Origin of the sequence: Haloferax marisrubri (genome assembly GCF_001469875.2) — an archaeon.
Taxonomy (GTDB): domain Archaea; phylum Halobacteriota; class Halobacteria; order Halobacteriales; family Haloferacaceae; genus Haloferax; species Haloferax marisrubri.
This window is the reverse complement of the sequence record NZ_LOPW02000022.1, coordinates 82,763-107,935: the sequence shown is the minus strand read 5'-3', so window position 1 is coordinate 107,935 and position 25,173 is coordinate 82,763. Positions and strand designations below refer to the sequence as shown.

At 67.6% G+C, this 25,173-nt stretch carries 21 protein-coding genes and 1 tRNA gene; 15 read left to right on the top strand and 7 right to left on the bottom strand.

Annotated features, from left to right (window positions below; all coding sequences use genetic code 11):
- Nucleotides 1–114: 114 nt before the first annotated feature.
- The 5 genes from AUR65_RS18085 (at nt 115) to AUR65_RS18065 (ending at nt 7,081) form a co-directional block, all read left to right on the top strand.
- A complete protein-coding gene (locus AUR65_RS18085; RefSeq protein WP_058568505.1) occupies nt 115–2,817 on the top strand; it encodes an ABC transporter ATP-binding protein in 2,703 nt (900 codons plus the stop codon).
- A gap of 148 nt (nt 2,818–2,965) precedes the next feature.
- Entirely contained in the window at nt 2,966–4,690 is a 1,725-nt protein-coding gene (locus AUR65_RS18080) for an ABC transporter substrate-binding protein (RefSeq protein ID WP_058568504.1), read from the top strand.
- Between the two features lie 25 nt (nt 4,691–4,715).
- Entirely contained in the window at nt 4,716–5,735 is a 1,020-nt protein-coding gene (locus tag AUR65_RS18075; protein ID WP_058568503.1) for an ABC transporter permease, read from the top strand.
- Nucleotides 5,732–6,667: an ABC transporter permease gene (locus AUR65_RS18070; protein ID WP_058568502.1), complete on the top strand. Its 936-nt coding sequence runs from the start codon at nt 5,732–5,734 to the stop codon at nt 6,665–6,667. Before AUR65_RS18075 ends, AUR65_RS18070 begins: the two co-directional genes overlap by 4 nt.
- Before the next feature lie 6 nt (nt 6,668–6,673).
- Nucleotides 6,674–7,081, top strand: coding sequence for a DUF7268 family protein (locus tag AUR65_RS18065; protein WP_058568501.1), 408 nt, complete (start codon nt 6,674–6,676; stop codon nt 7,079–7,081).
- Nucleotides 7,082–7,104: 23 nt separating this feature from the next.
- On the opposite strand, the gene AUR65_RS18060 is transcribed toward AUR65_RS18065, so the two are convergent.
- From AUR65_RS18060 to AUR65_RS18050, 3 genes are all read right to left on the bottom strand, one after another.
- Nucleotides 7,105–9,675, bottom strand: coding sequence for a sensor histidine kinase (locus tag AUR65_RS18060; protein WP_058568500.1), 2,571 nt, complete (start codon nt 9,673–9,675; stop codon nt 7,105–7,107).
- On the bottom strand, nt 9,672–11,129 hold the full coding sequence (locus AUR65_RS18055) for an ATPase domain-containing protein (protein ID WP_058568499.1): 1,458 nt from the start codon (nt 11,127–11,129) through the stop codon (nt 9,672–9,674). The genes AUR65_RS18060 and AUR65_RS18055 overlap by 4 nt, the downstream gene beginning before the upstream one ends.
- A gap of 199 nt (nt 11,130–11,328) precedes the next feature.
- Nucleotides 11,329–12,555: an orc1/cdc6 family replication initiation protein gene (locus AUR65_RS18050; RefSeq protein ID WP_058568498.1), complete on the bottom strand. Its 1,227-nt coding sequence runs from the start codon at nt 12,553–12,555 to the stop codon at nt 11,329–11,331.
- A 743-nt stretch (nt 12,556–13,298) separates the two neighbouring features.
- Between AUR65_RS18050 and AUR65_RS18045 the strand changes: the two genes are divergently transcribed.
- From AUR65_RS18045 to AUR65_RS18030, 4 genes are read left to right on the top strand one after another with little or no spacing between them, the layout of a single operon-like run.
- Nucleotides 13,299–14,261, top strand: coding sequence for a DUF4129 domain-containing protein (locus tag AUR65_RS18045; protein ID WP_058568497.1), 963 nt, complete (start codon nt 13,299–13,301; stop codon nt 14,259–14,261).
- Nucleotides 14,258–14,830: a DUF7269 family protein gene (locus AUR65_RS18040; protein ID WP_058568496.1), complete on the top strand. Its 573-nt coding sequence runs from the start codon at nt 14,258–14,260 to the stop codon at nt 14,828–14,830. Before AUR65_RS18045 ends, AUR65_RS18040 begins: the two co-directional genes overlap by 4 nt.
- Nucleotides 14,827–16,095 carry a DUF58 domain-containing protein gene (locus AUR65_RS18035; RefSeq protein ID WP_058568495.1) on the top strand — a complete coding sequence of 423 codons (1,269 nt, stop codon included), beginning with the start codon at nt 14,827–14,829 and terminating at the stop codon, nt 16,093–16,095. The genes AUR65_RS18040 and AUR65_RS18035 overlap by 4 nt, the downstream gene beginning before the upstream one ends.
- On the top strand, nt 16,083–16,589 hold the full coding sequence (locus AUR65_RS18030) for a DUF7519 family protein (RefSeq protein ID WP_058568494.1): 507 nt from the start codon (nt 16,083–16,085) through the stop codon (nt 16,587–16,589). Before AUR65_RS18035 ends, AUR65_RS18030 begins: the two co-directional genes overlap by 13 nt.
- A 27-nt stretch (nt 16,590–16,616) precedes the next feature.
- Here the strand turns inward: AUR65_RS18030 and AUR65_RS18025 are convergent, their stop codons facing one another.
- Complete coding sequence (locus tag AUR65_RS18025; RefSeq protein ID WP_058568493.1) at nt 16,617–17,567, bottom strand: AAA family ATPase; 951 nt, start codon at nt 17,565–17,567, stop codon at nt 16,617–16,619.
- Nucleotides 17,568–17,762: 195 nt separating this feature from the next.
- On the opposite strand from AUR65_RS18025, the gene AUR65_RS18020 reads away from it, so the two are divergent.
- Nucleotides 17,763–17,847, top strand: a tRNA-Ser gene (locus AUR65_RS18020).
- A 331-nt stretch (nt 17,848–18,178) separates the two neighbouring features.
- Here the strand turns inward: AUR65_RS18020 and bluB are convergent.
- Complete coding sequence (bluB, locus tag AUR65_RS18015) at nt 18,179–18,835, bottom strand: 5,6-dimethylbenzimidazole synthase (RefSeq protein WP_058568492.1); 657 nt, start codon at nt 18,833–18,835, stop codon at nt 18,179–18,181.
- A gap of 104 nt (nt 18,836–18,939) precedes the next feature.
- On the opposite strand from bluB, the gene AUR65_RS20115 reads away from it, so the two are divergent.
- A complete protein-coding gene (locus AUR65_RS20115; protein WP_199180647.1) occupies nt 18,940–19,101 on the top strand; it encodes a hypothetical protein in 162 nt (53 codons plus the stop codon).
- A 103-nt stretch (nt 19,102–19,204) separates the two neighbouring features.
- On the top strand, nt 19,205–19,384 hold the full coding sequence (locus AUR65_RS18010) for a hypothetical protein (RefSeq protein ID WP_004972970.1): 180 nt from the start codon (nt 19,205–19,207) through the stop codon (nt 19,382–19,384).
- Nucleotides 19,385–19,477: 93 nt separating this feature from the next.
- Here AUR65_RS18010 and AUR65_RS18005 read toward each other — a convergent pair whose 3' ends face one another.
- The gene (locus AUR65_RS18005; protein ID WP_058568491.1) at nt 19,478–21,016 is read right to left on the bottom strand and encodes a (R)-citramalate synthase; all 1,539 of its coding nucleotides are present in this window, start codon (nt 21,014–21,016) and stop codon (nt 19,478–19,480) included.
- A 252-nt stretch (nt 21,017–21,268) separates the two neighbouring features.
- Nucleotides 21,269–21,616, bottom strand: coding sequence for a DUF192 domain-containing protein (locus AUR65_RS18000; RefSeq protein ID WP_058568490.1), 348 nt, complete (start codon nt 21,614–21,616; stop codon nt 21,269–21,271).
- A gap of 102 nt (nt 21,617–21,718) precedes the next feature.
- On the opposite strand from AUR65_RS18000, the gene AUR65_RS17995 reads away from it, so the two are divergent.
- The 3 genes from AUR65_RS17995 to AUR65_RS17985 all read left to right on the top strand — a co-directional run bounded on the left by AUR65_RS17995 (nt 21,719) and on the right by AUR65_RS17985 (nt 25,073).
- Nucleotides 21,719–22,267 (top strand): DUF7097 family protein, encoded by a 549-nt coding sequence (locus tag AUR65_RS17995; protein ID WP_058568489.1) that lies wholly within the window; start codon nt 21,719–21,721, stop codon nt 22,265–22,267.
- Between the two features lie 160 nt (nt 22,268–22,427).
- Nucleotides 22,428–22,979 carry a GMP synthase subunit A gene (locus tag AUR65_RS17990; protein WP_058568488.1) on the top strand — a complete coding sequence of 184 codons (552 nt, stop codon included), beginning with the start codon at nt 22,428–22,430 and terminating at the stop codon, nt 22,977–22,979.
- Nucleotides 22,980–23,159: 180 nt separating this feature from the next.
- Complete coding sequence (locus AUR65_RS17985) at nt 23,160–25,073, top strand: DUF2070 family protein (protein WP_058568487.1); 1,914 nt, start codon at nt 23,160–23,162, stop codon at nt 25,071–25,073.
- Nucleotides 25,074–25,173 lie beyond the last annotated feature (100 nt).

The window sequence follows — 25,173 nt, the reverse complement described above, 5'->3', positions numbered from 1 at the left end:
GCCCGCTTTCGCGCGTCACGCGGGCGACCGCAGGCCAATGACCATTATGACCGCTATCTATCAATTGGCAAAAATTGAAAAGGTATTTCACTCCATGCAGGTCATTCCCATTCAATGAGGAATCTACTCTCTCTTTCGGACCTCCGAACCCAATTCTCGACCGGCCGGGGTCAAGTCAAGGCCGTCGACGGTCTCGACCTCACGGTCGGCGAGGGCGAGACGGTCGGACTGGTCGGTGAGTCCGGGTCCGGAAAGAGTGTGACGGCGCTGTCGGCGATGGGGCTCGTCGACGACCCCGGCGAAATCGTCTCCGGGTCGGTCGAGCTCGAAAGCGCCCGGCTCGCAGACGAGTTCCGCGAGGAGTACAACAACCCCGCCTTCGTCGACGGTGACGTGGTCAACCTCGTCGACGCCCCCGAGGAGGCGCTGCGGGCCGTCCGCGGGCGCGAACTCGGGATGATTTTCCAGGACCCGATGACCTCGCTGAACCCCTCGCTGACGGTCGGCGAGCAGGTCGCAGAGAGCCTACGACTCCACCAGTACGGCGGCCGCCGCAAGGACTCGTGGTTCAACGCGGTCCGCGAACTGCTCCCCCGCATCAGCCGCGACATCGACGACGAAATCGTCGAGCGGACCATCGAGGTGCTCGAATCGGTCGGCATCCCCGAACCCGGCGCGCGGGTCGACGAGTACCCCCACGAGTTCTCCGGCGGGATGCGCCAGCGCGTTCTCATCGCCATCGCGCTCGCCTGCCAGCCGCGCGTGCTCGTCGCCGACGAGCCGACGACCGCGCTCGACGTGACCATTCAGGCGCAGATTCTCGACCTCATCGACGACCTGCAGGAGGACCTCGGCATGTCGGTGCTCATGATCACCCACGACCTCGGCGTCGTTGCCGAGACGTGCGACCGGGTCGCGGTCATGTACGCCGGCGAAATCGTCGAGGAGGGGCCGGTCGAGGAAATCTTCCACAACCCCTCGCACCCCTACACGTACACGCTCCTCGAATCGCTCCCGAGCGAGGAAAAAGAGCGGCTGACGCCCATCGAGGGCAACGTGCCGGACCTCATCGACATGCCCGCGGGGTGCCACTTCGCGCCCCGGTGTCCGTGGGCCCAGCCGGAGTGTACCTCGGGCGAGATACCGTACAAGCAACACGGCGACGACGCCGTGGACCACCGCTCGAAGTGCGTCCTCGACGACTTCGACACCGACGAGTACGGCGGGGACGCCATCGAGTCCTCGACGGGCACCGAGCCCTCCGACACGCCGCTGCTCGAAGTCGACGGCATGCAGAAATACTACGAACAGGCCGACGGCATCCTCGACCGCTTCCTCGGGGCGGACGACCGGAGCGTGAAGGCGGTCGACGGCATCGACTTCACGGTCTACGAGGGCGAGACGCTCGGCTTGGTCGGCGAGTCGGGCTGTGGCAAGTCCACGGCCGGGCGAAGCCTCCTGCATCTGACGCCGCCGACCGGCGGGCGCGTCGTCTTCTCGGGGACGGACCTCTCGGGGCTCGACAGCGACGAACTCCGCGCGATGCGCCGCGACATGCAGATGATTTTCCAGGACCCGCTGTCGTCGCTCGACCCGCGGATGACCGTCGGCCAGACCATCCGCGAGCCGCTCGACGTCCACGACCTCCCCGAGTCCGACCCTGACGTGCGCGGCAAGGCCGACGTCACCGTGACCGGCATCGACGCCGAGCGCGTCTCGGTCACCGCGAGCGACGAAATCGACGCCATCGTCGGCTCCTCGAACGGCGTCGCCACCGCCACCGTGACCGTGACGGTCGCCGACGGCGAGGTCGACGTGGCCGTCGAAGAGCGGCTCCGCGCCGAGGTCGAAGTCGAGCGCGAGGGTGACGTCGTCTCGGGCGTCACCGTCCGCGTCACGCCGGGCGACTCCACCAGCGAGCGCCGGCGTCGCCGGGTCCACCAACTGCTCGACGCGGTCGGCCTCGAAGTCGGCCAGTACGACCGCTACCCGCACGAACTCTCGGGCGGGCAGCGCCAGCGCGTCGGCATCGCCCGGGCGCTCGCGGTCGACCCGGACTTCATCGTCGCCGACGAACCCGTCTCGGCGCTCGACGTGTCCGTGCAGGCGCAGATTCTCAACCTGCTCGAAGACCTCCAGGAGCGCTTCGGGCTGACGTACCTGTTTATCGCCCACGACCTTTCGGTGGTTCGCCACATCTCCGACCGCGTGGCCGTGATGTATCTCGGCGAAATCGTCGAGGTCGCGGAGACGGACGAGCTGTTCGACGACCCGCGACACCCCTACACGCAGGCGTTGCTGTCGGCGATTCCGGAGCCTGACCCGGCCGCCGAGACCGACGACCGCATCATCCTCGAAGGCGACGTGCCGAGCCCCATCAACCCGCCGTCTGGCTGTCACTTCCGGACGCGGTGCCCGCAGGTCATCCCGCCGGCGGACCTCGACATCGAGCAGGCGGCCTACCGCGAGGTGATGGACCTCCGCCAGCGCGTCGAACGCGAGTCGCTGGACGTGGAGACCGCCCGCGACGCGGCGCTCGATTCGAGCGACCCGAGCGCCGAAGCGACGGTGAGCGCCGACGGCGGCACCGCCGACGCGAACGCCGTCGTGGACGAACTCCGCGAATCCCACCTGTCGCACACGCTGTCGCCCGAACTCCGGGGCGTCGTCGACCGCGCGCTCGAACGCGTCGTCGACGACGACTGGGACGATGCGAGCGAGATTCTCCGCGAGCGATTCGAGAGCGTCTGCGAGCGCGACGCCCCCAAACTGGGCGAGCAGACACACCCCGCGGCGTGTCACCTCATCGACGAATAGACGGCGCGTCGGGGGCTATACGGCCTCTCGTCACCTATCCGACGTTTTTTGATTGTCCCGTATTTTTACCGGAACAGGTCGCCGGTGTCTCTCGTTCCTGCTCTCATCGCTTCGTTATTTTTATAGGGTGCCATTGATAGGTACACGTATGTCACAAGATGGCAATGAACTTTCGCGTCGTCGGTTCCTGACGGCTGCAGGGACCGCTGCGGCGACGGCCGGACTCGCGGGTTGTTCCGGCGGCGGCGGTGAGGACACCACGACCGACTCCGGCGAGACGACCGGCGAGGGCGAGACGGACCAGACCCAGACGGAGACCGAGGACGACGGGTCCACGTCGGTCCTCCGCTACGGTCGCGGCAGTCACTCGCCGACGCTCGACTTCCAGAACAGCACGAGCGGCGAGGTCGCGAAGGTGACCGAACAGATCTACGACACGCTCATCAACTTCGAGCCGGGCCAGTCCACGCTGACGCAGGGACTCGCCACCGAGTACTCCCTCGAGGGCCAGTCGGCCTCCATCACGCTCCGCGAGGGCGTGATGTTCCACAACGGCGAGGAGTTCACGGCGGAGGACTTCGTGGCGACCTATCGCCGCTTCGTCGACAGCGACTACGAGTACTACGCCGGCGACGACTACGTCTCGGCGTACGGGCCGTTCACCCTCGGCTCGTGGATCGACGAGATTCAGGTCGACGGCGACTACTCGATGACGATTCAGCTGACCCAGTCGTACGCGCCGTTCCTGCGTAACCTGGCGATGTTCGCGGCGTCGGTGCACTCCCTCGCCGCAATCGAGGAGTACGGCACGGAACTCAGTTCGAACCCCGTCGGCACGGGTCCGTTCCAGTTGAGCAACCTCGACGACGCAAACGAGCTCATCCGCCTCGAAGCCAACTCCGAGTACTGGGGCGACGGGCCGAACGTGGACGAGGTCGTCTTCGTCACTATCGGGCAGAACTCGACGCGCGCCCAGTCGCTCGCATCGGGCGAACTCGACATCATCGACGGGCTCGGCGCGCAGTCGTCCGTCCAGGTCGAAAACGCCAGCAACGCGAACCTCGTCCGCACCGAGGGTATCAACATCGGCTACATGGCGTTCAACATGGCGAGCCGCGAGGAGTTCCGCGACCGCCGCGTCCGGCAGGCCGTCAGCCACGCCATCAACACCGAAGCCATCGTCAACGAGATTTACTCGGGCTTCGCGACGCAGGCGAGCCAGCCGCTCCCGCCGAACGTCCTCGGTCACAACGACGACATCGACCCGTACCCGTACGACCCCGAGGAGGCCCAGCGCCTCCTCGAAGAGGCCGGCTACGGTGACGGCTTCTCGTTCGAACTGGCGACGTTCCAGAACCCCCGCGGCTACAACCCGTCGCCGATTCAGACCGCCGAGACCGTCGCGTCCAACCTCGGCGACGTCGGCATCGAAGTCGACATCAACCAGCAGTCGTTCGGACCGTTCCTCGAGTACACCGCCCAGGGCCGCCACGACGCGTGTTTCCTCGGCTGGTACACCGACAACGCCGACCCGGACAACTTCATGTACGTCCTCCTGCACCCGCAGGTAGAAGAGAGCGAACTCACGGAGGGACAGGACTGGGTTAGCTTCGACGCCGAAGGCTACAACACCAGTAACCGCTCGGCGTGGGCGAACCGCGAGTACATGGACCTCGTCGAGCAGGGCCAGAGCACCTACGACGAGGCCGAGCGCGAGTCGCTGTACAACGAGGCGAACCAGATTGCACACGACGAGGCCCCGTGGGTCTACCTCGACTACGCGGACGAGCTTCGCGGCGTCTCCAACCGCGTCAGCGGGTTCCAGATCGCCGCCATCAGCGGTCCGTACCTCAACCTGGTCAGCCTGAACTGAGGGACTGACCGCGTTTTCGACTTTCATGATTTCCACACGATTCGTACTCAAGCGGCTGCTGTTGCTCGTCCCCGTGCTGGTGGGAGTGGCGTCGCTCGTCTTCTCCATCCTGCACCTCTCGCCGGGCGACCCGGCGCTCACCATCGCGGGCGAGCGCGCCAGCGAGGAGTTCGTCCGGCAGGTCGAAGAGAGCCTCGGCCTGAACGACCCCATCTGGGTGCAGTACGGGCGGTTCCTCCTCGACGCCGCGCAGTTCCAGTTCGGCGAGTCCTTCATCATCCAGCGGAACACCGCGGTCCGCGAGGTGCTCGCCAACAAGCTGCCGGTCACGCTCGAACTCGCCATCTACGGCCAGCTCATCGGCATCTCGCTGGGCATCCCGCTCGGCATCCTGAGCGCCGTCAAGCAGGACAGCATCACGGACCACCTGACCCGCATCGGCGCGCTCGCCGGCATCAGCGTGCCCATCTTCTGGAGCGGCCCGCTTCTCATCCTGCTGTTCGCGCAGGTGCTCGGGTGGCTCCCGACGAGCGGCCGCATCTCGGTCCTCTACAACGTCGAGGCCATCCGGGTGACGGGGCTCGTCACGGTCGACACCCTCATCGCGGGCAACTGGGAGATGTTCGTCTCCGCGGTTCGCCACATGATTCTCCCGGCGTCGGTCATCGGCGTCTACTCGATGGCGCTCATCTCTCGGATGATGCGCTCGTCGATGCTGGAGGTCATCCGGCAGGACTACATGCGAACCGCCCGCGCGAAGGGCCAAGGCTCGAAGATTACGGTCCTGAAACACGGCTTCCGCAACGCGATGATTCCCGTCATCACGGTCATCGGCATCCAGTTCGGTGGCCTGCTCGGCGGCGCAGTACTCACGGAGACGGTGTTCGCTATCGGCGGCATCGGGACGCTCTTGGTCGAGGCCATCAAGGTCGGCGACTACCCCATCGTCCAGGGGACGGTCCTGACCTTCGCGTTCCTGTTCACGCTGGTCAACCTCGGCGTCGACATCACCTACTCCATCCTTGACCCGCGGATCGAACAATGAGCACGGAAACCACGACCACGAACGAGACGGCGACCGACGTCGACCAGCGCGGGCTCATCGACCGCCTGACCGCGTCGCCGTTCGTCTCCCGACTGCTGTCGAACCGCCTCGCGCTCGCCGGTATCGCCATCATCGTCGCGATGGTGGTCATCGCGCTGTACGCGCGGCTGTTCTTGGACCTCGAGGTCATCACGCAGTCGCAACTCGGGACGAACCCGAACCGCGCCGCGCCGAGCCTCGACTTCCCCTTCGGCACCGACGGGCAGGCCCGGAGTCTCCTGCCGCGGGTTGCCTACGGCGCGTGGTACGCGATGCTGTTCGGCACCGTGACGGTCGCCGCCTCGACCGTCCTCGGCGTCGGCCTCGGCATCGTCGCCGCCTACTACAGCGACGTGACCGACAACGTCATCATGCGGACGATGGACGTGCTGCTCGCGTTCCCGTCGCTGCTGTTGGCGCTGGCGCTCGTCGCCATCTTCCCCGACGACCTCGGGCTGTGGCGGGCGGTCGCCGCGCTGACGCTCGTCTACACGCCGCGGTTCGCCCGCGTCGTCCGCGGGGCCGCGCTGACCGTGCTCGAAAACGAGTACATCGACGCGACGGTCGCACTCGGCGCGGCCGACCCGCGCGTGTTGGTTCGGCACGTCCTGCCGAACTGCCTCGCGCCCATCACGGTCCAGAGCACGCTCAACTTCGGGCTTGCCATCATCGACCTCGCGGCGCTGTCGTTCCTCGGCTTCGGTGCCGAGGCCGGCACGCCCTCGTGGGGCCTCATGCTCTCGAACGGCGTGAGCCAGGGCCTGCTCACGGGCGTCTGGTGGTGGTCGTTCTTCCCCGGGTTCTTCCTCGCGCTCACCGTGCTGGGGTTCAACCTCCTCGGCGACGGCATGCGCGACGCGCTCGACCCGCGGATGCGCGAAGCGGTCGACTGATCGACCGTGTCAGCGCCACCGGAGCCGCCGGCCGCGGACGCGGACGCGGACGTGGATGCGCCCCCCGCACGCGAGCGGGCGGCGATTCGCCTCCGCCTCGTCGGCACCGCGGCGCTCGCGGGCGCGCTCATCGCCGCCGTCTGGCTGGCCGCCATGCTGGTCGTCGGTGACTTCGCCGGGAGCGTCGAGACGACGTTCGCGCTCGGGTCGCTCGCGTTCGGGTTCGGCCTCCTCGGCTGGTCCGGGGCGGTCGCGCTCGGCCGCGGTATCGAGTCGATGCAGACGCACCTCGACACCGATACGGGGTGGACAGAACGAGACGCTCGGCGGGCGATGGCCCGGATTCTCGGGTTCGGCCTCGGCGTGATGCTCGGGGCGACCGTGGTCGGTTCGGTCGTCGCCACCATCGCCTGAGTCGGCCGCGCGAAGCCCCGGACTCACGCTTTCGGCAGTCGAATCTCGATGACGGTTCCGTTGGGTTCGTTGTCCACGATATCCATCGAGCCGTTGCTGTTCGTCACCGTCCAGCGGACGAACCAGAGTCCGAGCCCGTTCGTGTGCTGGAGCGGTGACTCCCGCCCGGAGTTGAGCGCTTCGCGGTCGAGCGGTGGGATTCCCGGCCCGTTGTCGGCGACACGGATAACCACCTGCTCCGGCCCGTCGTCGTCGGTGACCGTGAGATCGATTTCGACCTCGTCGCCGCCGTAGACGACGGCGTTGTCGATGAGTTCGTTCACCGCGAGTTCGAACGTCGAGTGCGCCCACGCGGTCGCGGTCTCCGGCGTGTCGACGGAAATCGTCGCTGTGGGGTAGCTGAGCTGTGCCCCCTCGACCACGTTGCGGACGCAGTCGGCGACGTTCTGGGGTTGCACCCGCTTCGTCACGTCGGGGTCGAGCGCGGAACTGAACTTCCGGGCCGTCTCGGCGAGCGAGAGGAGTTCGGTCGTCGCCCGTTCGATGGCCGCCGCCGACTCGCGCATGTCGCCGTCGTCGGTCCCCTCAAGAACCATTTCCGCGTGCGCCTGCGCGATGTTCATCTTGTTCCGGAGGTTGTGTCTGATGACGCGGTCGAGGACGGACAGGCGACGCTCGTGTTCGTGGAGGTCGGTCACGTCGCGGCCGACACAGACGATACCGTCGAACTCGTCTTCGGAAGACTTCGCCGCGATGGTCGTCTGAAACTGCCGCTCGGCACCGGTTTGGTCGGTGACGACCGTCTCGGTGGTCTCCTCGACGCTATCGCCCGCGAGAAGCGACGCGATGGCCTCCAAGAGCGCTTGCGAGTGTCGCTCTCCGAACACCGTCGAGACGTGTTCTCCGACGAGTTCGTCTGGTGCACGGCCCACGAGGTGGGCGGTCGCGCTGTTCGCGAGGACGAACCGGAGGTTGTCGTCCAGCGTGTAAATCGGGTCGGCGGTCGTCTCGACGATGCGCTCGTAGCGCTCTAACTCCCGGGAGCGGGCCTTCCGCTCGGTGATGTCTTGGACGGTCCCTCGGTAGACGGGGTCGCCTTCCTGCGTCGCGACGCCGCGGACGTTCACCCAACGCGTCTCGCCGTCCATCGTCTCCAGGCGGCACTCGACGGACTGTTCTTCGCCGGTCGCGACGAGGCGCTCGAACGCCGCGCGGACCATGGGCTCGTCGTCCGGGTGGTAGAACGAAAACGCCTCCGCGAGTTCGAACGTCGCCTCCGAGTCGACGCCGAGAAGCTCCGCGAGCCCGCTCGTGAACAGCACCGAATCGGTCTGGGTGTCGACCTCCCACGCGCCGACCGAGGCGATTTTCTGACTCTGGTCGAACAGGTCGAGCAATCGCTCGCGTTCGCGCTGCTGTCGCTTCTGTGCTGTCACGTCCTCGATGGCGGCAATCACGCCGACGTGCTCCCCGTCGCTTCCAGTCAGGGGCGCGGCGTTGGCGACGAGCCACCGGCGGTCGTCGCCGAATCCGATGCCGTGCAGGTAGCCGCTGACTATCTCGCCGGTCTCTCTCACTCGGTCGAAGGGGAGGTCGTCGCGGCCGAGCGGCTCTCCGTGCTCGTCGACGAGGTCCCACTCGGGCGCGTCGTACGGCTGCCCGAGCACGACCGACCGCCCCAGACCGAGAATCTCTTGGGCCGCCTCGTTGGCGCGCATGATGGTTTCGTCTTCGTTGAGGACCACGATGCCGACCGGGCTCGTCTCGAAGAGCTGTTTGAGCGTCTGCGTCTCGTGGACGAGTTGGTTCTTGAGCGCGTGGCGGACGGTCGCGTCGGTCTGGAACCCGACGAAGTGGGTGAGTTCGCCGTCGTCGTACACCGGCGATATCTCCAGTTCGTTCCAGAACGGCGTCCCGTCCTTCCGGTAGTTGGTGAGGCTGACCGCGGCGCTCTCACCGTTTTTGATCGCCTCGCGAAGCGTCTCGACCGGCTCGGAGTCGGTTTCGGCCCCCTGCAGGAACCTGCAGTTCTGACCGAGTGCCTCCGAGCGGTCGTAGCCGGTCATCTCCTCGAAGGCGTCGTTGACGTAGGTGAGCGGTTGGTCGCCGTCGGCCTCGGTGATGGTGATGCCGACGGTCGCGCTGTCCATCGCGCGACGGTACAGCGCGAGTTGGAGCGACTGCCGTCGAGTCTGGAGGAGCGATTCGACCCGCGACCGGATGACCGCACTCGGCGCGGGCACCGAGAGCACGTCGTCCGGAACGTCGTTGAGGCGTTGTGCGGCGACGCGCTGTTCGTCTTGCGTGACCGTCAACAACACCGGGACGAAGCGGTCGCCGGCGTCAACTTTTCGCTCCGCGAGCGCGTCGGCGACCGCCGAGTACGTCGCCATATCGACGATACAGAGGTCGAACTCCGGGAGGCCGGCGTCGTCCGCACGGTCGGGTTCCCAGATGACGACGTCGAACGCGTCGAGGAGGTCCGCCAGTAGCTCGCGGTCGCGAGCGCCATGAATCGCGAGGAGTATCCGCTCCTCGCCGGACGCGTCGCGCGCGGAACGTGTGTTCCGGGACGCGTCTTCGCTCACTGTCACTCAGCCTCGTTCCACGTCGGCGTCCCCGTCAGGATGCCTCGGAGTTCGTCCAGCGGTTCGCCGACCGTGATGCCGTCGGCCCCGATTTCGAACGCCCGGAGCGTCGGCTCGAAGGAACCGAACCGCTTTTTCAGGACGCCGACGGCTTTGCGAATCTCGCCGCGCACCTCGATGTAGCGGATGAACAGGATGTTGTCCGCGAGGTAGCTCACGTGGTTGTCGGAGGCGTGGAACGCGCCGGTGACCTGCTGGACCTCCTCGGTCAGCACGACGGTGACGCCCATGTTCTTGAGGTACCGCGCCAGCGCGTGGAGTTCGCGGCGGATGTCGCTTCGCTCGTCGGTGAGGCTGAGTTGGTAGCCCGCCGTGCCGTCTATCAGCACGAATTTGGTGTCGTTGGCCTCGACTTCAGCGCGGACGCGCTGGGCGAACTCGTCGGTCGAAAGCGAGAGCGGTTCGACGGCGTCGATTCGGAGGTTCCCCGACTCGACGAGGTCGTCTATCGGGATGCCGACGGACTCGGAGCGGTGGCGGAAGCTCCGCTTGCTTTCCTCGAACAGGTAGACGGCGGCGCGTTCGCCTCGGTCGGCGGTCGCTCGCGCGAACGCGGCTCCGGTCGTCGACTTCCCGACGCCGCTGGGCCCGCTGATGAGCGTGATGCTCCCGCGTTCGATGCCGCCGCCGCCGAGCAGGGCGTCGAGGTCGTCGATACCGGACGACAGCGGTTCGATGGTGAACTCGCGGTGGTGCGACTCGGGGACGAGCCGCGGGAAGATGCGTATCCCTTGGCCGCCGTCGATTCGCATGGCGTGCGGCCCCGTCTGGGAGTCCGACCCCCGGAACTTCTCGACGCGGGCCGACCGCCCCTGGTCGGACCGAGACAGCGACACGGACCCGTCGCAGAGGTACGCGAGCGTCTCGTCCGTCTCGTCGCTCGTCGGTTGGCTGGTAAACAGCGTCGTCGCCCCCGACCGTTTGAGGTAGCTCAGTAGCGACGAGACGAGCTGTCGAAACTGGTATCTGTCCGACGAGAGCCGACCGAGCTGACTCAGCGGGTCGATGACGACTCTGTCGGGGTCGTGTTCATCGATTGCGTCTCGCAGTTCGGTCGCCGTCGACTTCCCTTCCACCTCGCTCGGCGACAGCATGGTGTAGGCTTCGTCGTCGAGGAACGCATCGGGCGACGGGCTCAAGTCGAGAATCGGGACCTCGGAGAGGTCGAACCCGAGCGTCTCGGCGTTCGCGCGGAGCTCGGTGGCCGATTCCTCGAACGAGACGAACAGCACGTCCTCGCCGTGTTCCATCCCCGCCGACAGGAAGTGGTAGCCGACGATGGTCTTTCCCGCCCCCGACACCCCACGGACCATGTAGGTCCGGTTCGGGATTACCCCGCCGTCTAGCACCGTGTCGAGCCCGGAGATTCCCGTGGAGAGTCGTTGGGAGAAATTCGTCATGGTGTCCACGTCTCCCTGCCACACTAAGAAACCACCTCAGGCTCGACGTGCCACGCCGCAGAACAGCACGGCTCAGGCCGTCTCGGGGGGAGTGCCGATGCAGTTGCTCGACGTGTCCGCGTTCGTTCTGTGAGACGACAATCGCGACTCTCGGTGGAGAACTGTCGACCGGTGGGAGAGTCGCGTCTGCCGGGTGGGTTCAGGCCGCCTCGGCCTGCGTCGCGGTCTTCCGAATCTCGTCGAGGACGGAGTCGAGCGAGAGCACGTCGGACAGCGCCTCCATCGCGCTGGCGAAGGGGACGTCGAGCGCGTAGCTGTAGTAGTTCCCGCGCGAGCCGGTTCGGTTCTCCTCCGCCGAGAGGATGCCGAGCATCCGGAGGTCAGAGAGGTGGTTGTGGACCGACCGCTGGGCGAGCGGGTCGATGCCGGCGGAGTTGCACAGCCGGAGGTACTCCTGATAGAGGTCGCGCATCCGACACGGCGTCTCGTCGTGAGCGGCCTTCGAGACGACCGCGAGGAGCGCGAAGTGGCCGTTCTCGGTGAGTTCGCGCATCCCCTCGACGACGCGCTCCTGTTCGAGTTTCTGCCGGGCGATATCGACGTGGTCGAGCGTGATTCGCTCGTCGTCTTTGTTCTCGGCGTGTTCGCCCGCCAGTCGGAGGAGGTCGAGCGCCTGTCTCGCGCTCCCGCTGTCGCGGGCGGCGAGCGCCGCACAGAGGTTGAGCACGCCCTCCTCGCAGGCGTCCTCGGCGATGGCGACCTCCGCGCGCGATTCGAGGATGTTCTGCAGTTCGGGCGCTTGGTACGGCGGGAAGTGGAGTTCGCGCTCGCAGAGGGTGTCCTGCACGCGCGGGTCGAGCTGGTCGTGGAACTTGAAGTCGTTCGAGATGCCGATGAGGCCGACCTTGGCGTCTTCGAGCTTCCCGTTCGACCGCGCCCGCGGGAGTTCGTAGAGGAGTTCGTCGCGGTCGCCGATGGAGTCCACCTCGTCGAGGACGATGAGCACCGTCCCACCCACGTCGTCCAACTCCTGAAACAGTTTCTTGAAGACGGTCTGTTGGGGGTAGCCGGTCGAGCTAATCTCCGCGCCCGGCGGCCGAAGCTCGTTGACGAGTTCGACCGCAACCTGGTACGAGGAGTTGAGCGTCTTGCAGTTGATGGAGATGACGCTGAGGTCCACGTCGTCGTACTGCGAGACGTCTTCGAGGAGCATCTCGAGGAGGAACTCGGTGACCGCGGTCTTCCCCACGCCGGTGTTTCCGTACAGGAAGACGTTGTTCGGCTCCCAGCCGTCGACGACCGGTTGGAGCGCGTCCATGTACTCCGAAATCTCGTCGTCGCGCTCCTCGATGCGCTCGGGCTTGTAGGACTCCCCGAGGGCGTCCTTGTTGGTGAAGACGTTTTGTTTTCGCTCGAACCGGCGCATTAGCGTCGGTCCGTTGTAGCGTCCCCTTATTTAAAACCCCGATTTCATCTGATTCATGTGAATTGCGGCGGCGGTGTCGTCGGGGTCGGACCGCGTGTTCTCGTCTGGTACCGTCGGCTCTCGACTGGCGCTTGCGATTGTATACTGTTCCATGCTACCGTATATTGTGGTCCGTGTGAACTCGTTTGAACAGACACACACCACTTTTGCAAGTGAACGTAAGTACGCGAGAGTGACTAGTAGAACAACAGAGCACGCGTTCAACTAAAGCGTTGACATGTTTCGGTGGTCACGATGCGAATCTCGGTGGGACCGGTCTGCTGTGAACGAGTCGTAACCGCCCTGAAACGCCACGAATCACCTGCAACGGTGGTGGGTGACGAGGGACGAGTCCCGTTCGCGGTTCACTTGTATCGGTGCTCTCCCCGCACGGTCGCCGGTGCCACCCCCTCCGCGGCGTCAGCGCGCTTCACGTGCAACGGTGGTGTCTGTGGGTGTACCCCACCCCGCTGTTTCGACGCCAATTCACTTGCAAGCGCGGTGTGTGGGTGTCGAGCCTCGACTTTCGTCCGCCGTACCGACGAGCAGTTCACTTGTAGCGGTGGTCTGTCCGCCCGCGTCATCTGCGGGCCGAACGGCAGGACTCCCGCTTGATTGGGTCGGTCGGTTGACTGTCGCCCACGCGCCCGACGACCGCTCCGTCCCTCGAAATGTCTTTACCCCGCATACTGTTACCTACCATCGTGGACCGTTCCGCCCTCCGCGCACTCGCACTCGCCCTCCTCGCGGTCGTCGCCCTCTCGGTCGTCGCCGCCACCATCGACTCGACCGTCGTCAGTAACGGCGGCCCGGTCGGATTCGGTGGCGGCGAGACTGGTGGCGCAGTCGCTGGTGACACAGACGAGACCGGTATCCAACCGACCGGCGGTTCGTCCGGCGACCTCAGCATCCCGACGCCGTGTCTCCCGTGGTTGCTCTCGCCCGAAATCCTCGCCGGGGTCGCTCTCGTCTTCGTCCTCCTCGGTGCGTACGCCTACCGTGAGACCGGTTCCCTGCTGCCGCCCCTCGCCATCTACGCGGCGGTCGGGCCGCCGGTCGTCCTGCTTTTCGCCCTCCTCACGGCGTGTCGCCGCGAGTTCTCGTTTTCGTCTCGCGCCGCGGCCGCCGCGCGCAACGTGTCGTTTCTCCCCGCCGGCGGCGGCGGTAGCCTCGGCGACGGGGGCGCAGCACAGGCCGTCTCGCCGCCGACGCTCGTGTTCGGCCTCCTGCTCGCGGCCGCGCTCGTCGTCGCGGTCTTCATGCTCGTCACCGGGACCGGCGACTCGCCCGAGGCCGACGACGACGACGTCGAACCCATCGAGGAAGACGAGGGGCCGAACGTCGCCGCCGTGGGTCGCGCCGCCGGGGCCGCGGCTCAGCGCATCGAAGACGGCGACGCCGACGTGGAAAACGAAGTGTTCCGCGCGTGGGGTGAGATGACCGCCCTCCTCGACGTGCCGAACCGCCGCTCCGCGACGCCCGCCGAGTTCGCCGACTCGGCCGTCGACGCGGGCATGGACCGCGACGACGTGGGCGACCTGACGACGCTGTTCGAGGAAGTCCGCTACGGCGGCTTCGAGGCGACGCCGGAACGCGAGCGCCGGGCGGTCGCCGCGCTCAGGAACATCGAAGACACCTACGCCGATGCACCGGAGGACGACCGATGACGCTGGCGCGTCGGCTCTTCCTGCTCGTCGGCGTCATCGCCACGACCGCGGGTTTCGCGGTCATCGCCGGCGTCTCGCTCGGCCTCGAACTGACGGACATCTTTCTCGGACTCGTGGCGGCGCTGGCGGCGCTTCAGGGGCTTCGGTACGTCCAGCGTCGCCGCGACACCTCGATGAACACCACGGTCACCGGCGACCCAGAAGCGCGAATCGCGGTCCCGATACCCGGCTCCGACTTCGACGACGACCTCGTGTCGGCGGCGGGTCGGCGCACTCGCTGGGCCGCCCGCGAGCGCGTCGTGGACCGCCTCGAAGCGCGGGCGCGTGCGGCGCTCGTCGCCCGCGGCGGCCGCGCCCCCGAGGAAGCGGCCGCGCTCCTCGACACCGGCGGCTGGACCGACGACCCGGTCGCCGCGCGCTTTCTCGGCGCATCGGTCTCGGTTCCGCTCCGACAGCGCGTCCGCCTGTTTCTGTCGGGGAAGTCGTCGCTCACCGACCGCGCCGAGCGGACCATCGCCGCGATAGAGCGCATCGGCACCGCCGACGGCCCCGCGGGTGAGCGGCGATGAGTCGCGGGTTCGACACCGAACGCTGGACCGGCCTCGACGGCCTCGTCCTCGTCGCGGCCGCCGTCGGCGTGTTCACCCGCGAGCCGTCGCTCCTCCTCGCGGCCGGCCTCGGCGTCGTCGTGCTCGGCTACGTCCGGGTCGCGGCGATTCCCGAGGTGTCGCTGCGAATCGAGCGCGATCTCTCGGACGCGACGCCCGACCCCGACGACGAGGTCGAAGTCACGCTCCGCGTCACCAACGAGGGGTCGCGGACGCTGTTCGACCTCCGAATCGTCGACGGCGTGCCGCCGGCGCTCGGCGTCGCCGACGGCCCCGCCCGACTGGGGACGGCGCTCCGACCGGGGGCGACCGCGACCGCGACCTACACCGTCACCGCCGTCCGCGGCGAGCACGCGTGGGAGGGGACGGTCGTCGTCGTCCGCGACCCGAGCGGTGCCGTCGAATCCCGCGAGACGGTCAGCACCGAGACGACGCTCCGCTGTGAGCCGGAACTCGCCGCGACCGCCGACCTGCCGCTTCGGGGCCTCACCTCGAAGTACGCCGGGCGCGTCGAGACCGACGTGCCGGGGTCGGGACTGGAGTTCGCCTCCATCCGCGAGTACCGCCACGGCGACCCGATTCGGCGCATCGACTGGAACCGCCGCGCCCGCACGGGCGAACTCGCCACGGTGGTGTTCAGAGAAGAGCGCGCGGCGTCCGTCGTCCTCGTCGTCGACACCCGCCCGGAGGCGCACGTCGCCCCCGACGACGAGGCGGAGACCGCGGTCGAGCGCTCCGTCGACGCCGCGAGCGTCGCCTTCTCGGCGCTCCTCGACAGCGGTGACAGCGTCGGCGTCGCAGCCTTTGGCCCCGACGAGTGCTGGCTCGCCCCCTCGTCGGGCGCCGACCACCGCGCCCGCGCTCGGCGACTGTTCGCGACCCACCCGGCGTTCGCGCCGACGCCACCGGACGGGGCCTTCTTCCCCTCCGTGGCCGTCCGCCGACTCCGGCGTCGGCTCGCCAGCGACGCGCAGGTCATCTTCTGCTCGCCGCTCGTGGACGACTACGGCGTCTCGGTCGCCCGTCGGCTGGAGGCCTACGGCCACGCCGTGACGGTCGTCTCTCCGGACCCGACGACGACGTCGACCGTCGGCGCGCGACTCGCGCGCATCGAGCGCGACCTGCGACTCCGCGAACTCCGGCGGAGCGGTGTCCGCGTCATCGACTGGGGTGACGAACCCCTCGGCGTCGCGCTCGCGCGGGCCGAAGCGGGGTGGTCGCGGTGAGCGAAATCACCCGCAAGCCGACCCGGACGGGGACCGCGATGGCGCTGTCGGTCGCCGGGCTCACGACGTTCACACTCGGTTTTACCACGTCGACGGCGGCGGTCGGCGGTCTCGTCGCGACGGTCGCGCTCGCCGCCGGACTGTTCCGGGGCTCGCGGCGCATCGTCGACGCCGCGGGCGGGCTGTTCTTCCTCTCGCTCCTCTTCGCGGGCGCGAGCGGGGCCGGGACGGAGGCGCTTCTCCTCGCCACGCTCGGGTCGATACTCGCGTGGGACCTCGCGGAGAACGCGCGCTCTGTCGGCGAGCACCTCGGTCGCGAGACCGACACGCTCCGGCTCGAACTCGTCCACGCGGCGGCGACGCTCGTCGTCCTCGCGGTCGGCGCAGCGGTCGTCTACGGCGCGGACCGGGCGGCCGCCGGCGGCCAGCCCATCACGGCCGTCGTCTTACTGTTGGTCGGCGTCGTCGCGCTCGTGACGGTCGTCACGCGCTGAGCGGCGTGTCCGCCTCACAACATCTACTCATTCCAGCGTCGGCACGGTCACCCGGCCGAGCACGTCGTCGACGACGTCTGATTTCCGTACGTCTTCGACCCGCGCGTCCGGCGTCAGGACGAGGCGGTGGGCGAGCACGGACTGCGCGACGCGCTTTACGTCGTCGGGCGTGACGAACTCGCGGCCCTCGATGACGGCGCGGGCGCGGGTCGCCTCGAACAGCCGTTGGGTCCCACGGGGGGAGACGCCGATGCGGACCCGGCGGTCGGTGCGGGTCTCCCGCACGAGCTTCGCCATGTATTCGAGGAGGTCGTCCTCGACGCGGACCGACTCGGGGGCGCGGCGGATGGCGGCGACGGCGTCGCGGTCGAGGACGCGCTCGACGCTCGGGCTCTGTTCGCTTCGGCCCGCGCGTCGGTGGAGGAGTTCGACCTCGCCGTCGAGGTCGGGGTAGCCGATGGCCGACTTCACGACGAACCGGTCGACCTGCGCCTCGGGGAGGGTGAACGTCCCCTCCTGCTCGACGGGGTTCTGGGTGGCGATGACGAAGAACGGCCTCGGGAGCTGGTGGGTCTCGCCGTCGACGGTCACCTGTCCCTCTTCCATCGCTTCGAGGAGGGCGGCCTGCGTCTTCGGCGGCGCGCGGTTGATTTCGTCGGCGAGAACGACGTTCGCGAAGATGGGGCCCGGCGAGAACTCGAACGACCGGTCTCGCTCGTCGTAGATGTTCGTCCCGGTCACGTCGGCGGGAAGCAGGTCCGGGGTGAACTGCACGCGGGAAAACGACAGTCCGAGCGCGGTGGCGACGCTCCGCGCGGTAAGTGTCTTTCCGGTTCCCGGGACGTCTTCGAGGAGGACGTGGCCGCGGGCGAGGACGCCCGTCAGGACGGTTTCGAGGAAGGCTCGGTCGGCGATGACGGCCTCCGAGATGGCGTCGAGCACCTCGTCGCACGTCTCGCTGGCCGTGTCGATATCCATACACCTCTCGGGTCTGCGTGCGACTTATTCCCGTTGGTCGGCGGGATTCGGGTCGGTCGGTCGCCCGTCTCCGACCCCGTCCGCCCGCTCGGTTCCTCTCGGTGCAGACTCGCCGACTGCGTCCGTGCGACACCTCGCCGCGGCCCTCGGAAATCGAAACGGATTAAACTATCCGCGAGAGAGACAACGATGGAAGCCGAGGTAGCCTAGCCCGGCCAAGGCGGTAGATTCGAAATCTACTGTCCATTCGGACACGTGAGTTCAAATCTCACCCTCGGCGCTTCTCGCGGTCACAACATTCTGAGCGGCGCGTCTCGTCGCGCCGCGACTCCGTGGCCGCGTGTGTAACGTCCTGAGATTTGAATCAAGGAGCGACCGCATGGGAGCGACTGCGGTTCAAATCTCACCCTCGGCGCTTCTTCCGAACGTCACCTCGCGAGAGACGTTCGTGTCTCTCGCCCCGCGTGACGAGGATCTGCGACGACCCGAGATTTGAACCAGCGAGCGAACACGGTGAGCGAGTGAGGTTCAAATCTCACCCTCGGCGCTTCTCGCGGCCACAACATTCTGAGCGGCGCGTCTCGTCTCATCGCGCCGCGACTCTGGTTTTCTCAGTCCGATGTCGCCTCCCATCGCTCTCGATGGACGAGTTCGCTCGTCTCGATGCGCTCGCGCCAGCCCTCCCGCTGAAGCACCGGCTCCTCGGGAAATCCGTCTTCGGGATAGCCGACGCAGAGATACGCAATCGGCTCGACGTGGTGCGGAATCCCGAGCACCTCGCGGACCTCGTGCGGGTAGAGAAACGACACCCAGCCGACGCCGACGCCTTCGGCCCGCGCGGCCAGCCAGAGGTTCTGCACCGCGAGACACGTCGAGTAGGCGTCCATCGCCTGCATCGTGTTGCGCCCAAGGACGTGCGGCGCGTCCCGCGTCGGGTCGCACGTGACGCAGATGTTCACCGGCGCGTCGGTGATGCCCTCCAACTTCAGCCGACCGAACTCCGATTTTCGGGGCTCTCGGTAGCCCTCGCGGGCCGCCGCAATCGCCCGCTCCGCGATGAACGCGACGGCCGCCTTCGTCTCGTCGTCCTCGACGACCACGAAGTCCCACGGTTGCGAGAAGCCGACGCTCGGGGCGTGATGCGCGGCGTCGAGCAGTCGCGCCAGCGTCTCCTCGGACACCGGGTCGGCGCCGAACCGCCGGATGTCCCGCCGCGCGTATATCGACTTGTACACGCCCGCCCGCTCGCGTTCCGTGAATGCAACCATCGTTTCGATAGTCCAGACTGGCTTGCAAATCGGTTCTGATTCGCCCGACGGCTCACGCTTCGCCTGCCGAAATAGTTACTAATCAGACACGAATGGTGGACCGTATGGACGCCACACTCGAACACAGACTCGAAGTCATCATCGCCCTCCTGTTCCTGTTGCTCACCATCGAGGTCTACCGACTTGCCGGCTACTTCGGCGTCGTGTTCGTCATCGTGGCCACTCTCATCACCTTCGGACTGGGCTCGAAGCCGAGTTCGACCTGAGTCACGCTCTCCCCCGCGTGAGCGCCTCCCCCGCGCAGTCCCTCGATTTCACTTTCACTCTACTAGGATGCGATACATATCCCCTGCCCGCGTCAGCGCAGGTATGAGTGCGAACGTAGCAAGCGCGGACACGAGCGAACGGGACGGGACGCGACGCATCGACGTGACGACGGTCCGGACCGGCCGCGTCGCCGACTTCGCGGAGACGGAACTCGGCGACGCCGCTATCGGGTTCGAGCGCCGGGGCGGCTGGACCTACCTCGTCGCCAAAGACACGCAGTAGGTCGGAGTCGACTGCGGTCTCGGAGCGAAATCGGTCGTCCGCGAGAAGGGAAGCGGGAGCGGGAGCGAACGCGGACGCGACAGGGTCGTTTTCTCAGTCGTCGGCCGACGCGGGCGTCGGCGACGTGTGATTCGGCGCGAGCAGTCGGTCCAGCGCGTTCACCATCGCCTGGACGCTCGCCCGCGTGATGTCGGCGTGCGACGCCGCGACGGTGACGCTCCGGTCGCCGAGCGACATCGTCACCTCGACGGTCACGACGGCGTCGGTGCCGCCGGTGATGGCGTCGACGTGGTACTCGTCGAGTTGGGCGTCGGCGTCGGGGCCGAGCGCCTCGCGGACGGCTTTCACCGCGGCGTCGACCGGACCGGACCCGGTGCCGGAGGCGACGCGTTCTTCGCCCTCGACGCGGAGGCGGACGCTCGCGGTCGGGGTGCCGCCCCCGGAGGCGGCCGTGAGGTCGAGCAGTTCGACCTGTCGGGCGCGCTCGCGGCCCTGGACGTCTTCTGCGAACGCGAGGAGGTCGGCGTCGGTGACGCGCTTGCCGCGGTCGCCGAGTTCCTTCACGCGTTCGACGACGGCCGCGACTTCCTCGTCGGTGGCGTCGACGCCGTGTTCGTCGAGTGCGGCCTTGACGCCGGCGCGACCGGCGTGCTTTCCGAGGACGAGGCGGCGCTCGCGGCCGACCGTCTCCGGCGGGTACGGCTCGTACATCGCGTCGTCTTTGAGCGTCCCGTCGGTGTGGATGCCGCTCTCGTGAGTGAACGCGTTCTGGCCGACGACCGCCTTGTTCGGCGGGAGCGCGACGCCCGTGGCCTGTGCGACCTTCTGGGCGAGCGCGTACAGTTCGTCGAGTTTCACCGACTCCACGTCGTAGCAGTGGTCGAGCGCGATGGCGACCTCTTCGAGCGCGACGTTGCCGGCGCGCTCGCCGATGCCGTTGACCGTGGTGTGGACGAGGTCCGCGCCCGCGGCGAGGCTGGCGTGGACGTTCGCCATCGCGAGGCCGAGGTCGTCGTGGGTGTGCGTCGAGGTCGGCCCGAGTTCGGCGAGCCGAGAGACGACTTCGTAGGTGTGTTCGGGGCTCGTGTGGCCGACCGTGTCGGCGAAACAGAAGCGGTCGGCACCGGCGTCGTGGCTGGCTCGGGCGAGCGATTCGAGGAACTCCGGGGCGGCCCGGGAGCCGTCCTCGCCGATGACCTCGACCCAGAGGCCGTGGTCCTTTGCGTAGGCGACGAGTTCGTCGGTCGTCTCGACGACGCCCTCGCGGGTCGTCCCGACCTTCGACTCGACGTGTCGGTCGCTCGCCGGGACGACGAGCGTGATGCCGTCCACGTCGCAGTCGAGCGCGAGGTCGACGTCGTTCTTGACGCCGCGGGCGAAACTCGTCACCGTCGCGTCGAGGCCGAGCGACGTGACGCGCTTTATCGTCTCGCGCTCGCCGGGGCCGGTGCAGGCGCTCCCGGCTTCGATGTAATCGACCTCCGCGCGGTCGAGCGCCTGGGCGATGTCGGCTTTCTGGGCCGGCGTCAGCGAGACGCCGGGGGCCTGCTCGCCGTCGCGGAGCGTGGTGTCTAAGAGCTGTACTGAATCAGAAGTGCGTAGCTCGGGGGTCTTCCCGAATCGTTCGTTCACGGTAGAATCGTGTCCTTGTAGGTTAGAACCGTCGAATTTCACAGCCAGCCGTCTCGCGACGACTTACTCTATCCTCCGTCGGTGTGGTAGGTCCCGACATAGTAGTTGAACACATATGTCGTCGAGTGTATAAAAGAGATGGTTCCGACAGAAATTGGTGTCTCGGCGGGGCCGTCGTTGGAAGCGCGTTCACTTGGCGGCGCGGGGGTCGGCGGCGGTGTCGGCGTCGCAGTCGGTCGGTTGCGCCGGCGTCTACTCCGAGAGTTCGACCAAGTCGCCGGGGTCCACGTCGTCTGCCGCGCCCGCGGGGAGTTCGATGATGGTGTCGGCCATGCCGAAGCCGATGCCCGTCCACGCCGACAGCCGCTTTTTCTTCGTCACCTCGTCGCCGACGAGCCAGAGCGCGTCGATGTCGAACGGGACGAACACCATGTGGAGGCTGTGGCGGTCGGCGTCGTCGAACCGGAACACGAGGGCGTAGTCGTCCGGGACGGAGCCGCGGAACATCAGCCCGCGCGCCTGCGAGAGAAACGAGTCGGCCGTCTCGACGTTCGACGCGAGCGTCGATTGGGAACCGTTCTGTCGGTGAACGAGTCTCACGACGGCGGCTTCGACGGCGGGCGTGATGAATCCACCGCCGAGACGGCGGGCCGTCCGCCGTCGAGAGCAACGTTTAGGCCCGCCCCGCCCCGAACGCGCTCCATGGAGCGGACGCCGACAGGCACGCCCGTGGGAGTCGACGACCCCTACGACCACGCCGGCCGCTGCGACCACCTCACGAGCGACGGCGCGTGTCGCCTCGCCCGCGAGTACGCCGACCGCGACCCGGCGTTCGCCCGCGAGCGCGCCCGAGCGGACTACGACTGCGTCGCGGCCGCGGAGGGCTGTGACTTCCGCGACTGCCCGCACTACGCCTCGACGACGAGCGGGCGCGAGTGCATCCGCTGCGGCCTCGAAGAGGTCCGCATGGCCCACGACTCGACCGCCCGCCCGTTACTCGAAGAACACCACCTCTCGTACGGGGGCCGCGGCGGCGACGGTGACGGTGACGGCGACGGCGACGAACCCTCCCACGAAATCACGGTCGCGCTGTGCCGGTGGTGCCACACGAAGGTCCACAAGTCGTTCGCCCGCATCGACGACGACGCCTCGCCCGACGTCGAGGCACTCGCCGAGCGGGAGGGCCGCCGGACGAAGGAACTCGACGAACTCGGGTTTCAGACGGCGCGGGACCGCGCCGGCGACGAGTGAGTCGCGGAAGCCGACGAGGTGACAAGCGGCGACGAACCCATCCACACACCGAAGCGACCTTCCCCGACCTAACCGCCCCGATGTGCCAGTTCGATGCACGGATACGCGTATCTCGGGCGTTCTTCGATTGACTTTTAGGCACGGTGGTCCAATCCGGGACATGACCCGCATCGTCGTCATCGACAACCACGGGCAGTTCACCCACCTCGAACGACGCGCGCTCCGCGACCTCGGCGTCGACACCGAACTCGTCGACAACGACACCGACCCCGCGGACATCGACGCGGACGGCATCGTCCTCTCCGGCGGCCCCGACATGGACCGCATCGGCCGCTGTCCCGACTACCTCGACCTCGACGTCCCCGTCCTCGGCATCTGTCTCGGCATGCAGATTCTCGCCGAAGAACTCGACGGTCGCGTCGGCTCCGGCGACTACGGCGGCTACGCCGACGTGGACGTGGAAATCCTCGACGAGGACGACCCGCTCATCGGCTCGCTCGCCCCCGAGACCCGCGTCTGGGCCAGCCACGCCGACGAGGTCAAGGAAGTCCCCGAGGGCTTCACACACACCGCCACGAGCGACGTGTGTACCATCGAGGCCATGAGCGACGCCGACCGCGACCTCTACGGCGTCCAGTGGCACCCGGAAGTCGCCCACACCGACGAGGGCGAGGAAGTCTTCGAGAACTTCATCGACATCTGCGAGCAGTAATCGACGACTGCGAGCGGTCGGTCGCCTTCGACCGCGACCGCGTTCTCCGCGGCGACGCGCCTCTTTCTCTCCGTCGCCGCGGGGAAAAACCGCAATCCGGCGACACGACGCGGTCTCTCACGGTCGTTCCTCGGAAGCAAGCCGAGACATTTACCGGCCTCCGTTCTGTCTGTTCGGAAAATGACCTCCACCCAGAGCGACCTCGCTGGGCTCTCGCGGTTCATCTTCCGCGCGCCCAGCTGGTACACGAGTCTCGGGTTCGCCCTGCTCGTCGCCGCGATGGCGGGTATCGGCGCGTTCGACTCCGGGGATATCGCCGGCTCGTGGCGGGGCATCTTCTTCCTCGGGAGAGACGCTTGGGAAGGCATCTTCTTCATCGGGATTCCGACTGTCGTCGCGGCGTTCGGCACCACCGGCGTCGACCGGTTCGTCGGCGGGAAACTGACGCACAACCGCTCGTCGCTCCTCGCGCTCGCCGGCGAGGTGATTATCGTGACGTTCCTCACCGGGGCCGCCATCATCTCCGTCTTCACCGGCCTCGGCCAGACGTTCATCTTCGACGCGCTCGTGGTCGCCCTCGCGTCGGTGTTCGCCTTCCGCCTGCTCATCGTGATGGCCGTCTCGCGGTCGTCGCTGCTCATCGCGGCGGTCCCGGCGAGCATCCAGACGCTCACGTCAGCCGCGCTCCTGTTCGTCTACAGCGGGACGCTCAGATTCTTCGAGGTCGGCGGCCCCATCCTCGACGCCTATCTGATGCCCTACCTCGCCCGCCCCGACCGGGCCCCGCCTGAGCTGTCGGCCATCGCGCTGAACCACTTCCAACTCCTCGCTATCACCTGCGTCGTGTACGCCCTCGGCGTCTACGTCTTCCTCCGCATCGTCGACCGCCCGTGGCGGCGGAGCCTCGGCGTGTCCGTCCTCGACTTCATCCGCGGCTTCATCGGCCACATCGCCGAGGGGACCCGCGAGCTGGAGGACTTCTTCGAACAGCTCGGCCAGGAGGCCATCGTCCCCGTCACCGTGCTCTCGTTCGAACGCGAGGACGGAACCGAGAAGGCCCGGTTCGTCCTGCCGATGATTCACCCCGGACCGATGGGCGAAATCGGCGGCGGCAACTTCCCCGAACGGGTCGCCCGCCGGGCCGAGGGCCTCGCGTTCCCCCCGCACGCCACCGCCGGCCACGACTTCAACCTCGTCACCGAACGCGAGGTCGACGTGGTCCTCGACGCGGCCGACGACGCCTACGAGCGCATCGAGTACAGCCCGGACGTGACAGAAAGCGTCCGCGTGCAGTCCGGCGACGCGAAGATGCTCGGCCAGCGCTTCGGCGACGACGCGCTCCTCGTGTCGACGTACGCCCCGCAGTTCGCCGACGACGTGGAGTACGCGGTCGGCCTCTCGGCGTCCGCCGAAGCCCGGACGACGGGCCTCAGAGACGTGCTCCTCGTCGACGCCCACAACTGCAACAACGGGCTCCAGGGTGCCGACCTCGGCCACGTCACGCCGGGGAGCAAGCGCTCGTTCGACATGATTACCGCCGCCGGGCTCGCGGGCGAGGAACTCTCCGCGTCGTCGCACGCTCCGCTCTCCATGGGGACGGCGTTCGACCCGACCGACTGGACGCCGCGAGAGGGTATCGGCCCGCTGGGCATTCGCGTGGCCGTGACGAACGTCGACGACCAGACGACCGCGTACGTCCTCATCGACGGGAACAACATGGAACCCGGCCTGCGCGACCGCATCGTCGAGGGGCTCACGAACGGGCCGGACGCGAAAGCCGACGTGGCCGAGGTCATGACGACCGACACGCACATCGTCAACACCGTCGAGGCGGAAAATCAGGTCGGCGCGGCCATCGACCCCGACGAACTCCGCGAGACCATCGACCGACTCGTCGACGAGGCGCTCGCGGACACTGAACCCGTCGTCGCCGGCATGGCGACCGAGCGCGCCGAGGTGACGATTTTCGGCAACGACCGCACGGAGACGCTCGCCAGCCACGCCAACGTCGTCGTCTCGATGGGCGGGGCGCTCGCGCTCGCGCTCATCCTCGCGGCGATGGCCGTCAGCCTGCTCGTGTTCTTCCTCGCGTAAACGAGACGGCTCGTCGCCGCCCGTCGCCCTCACCACCGCTCTTTCCGCCGGTCGCGTCGCCACTCACGATTCGATTCGAGCGACGAACGGCCCCCGTCGC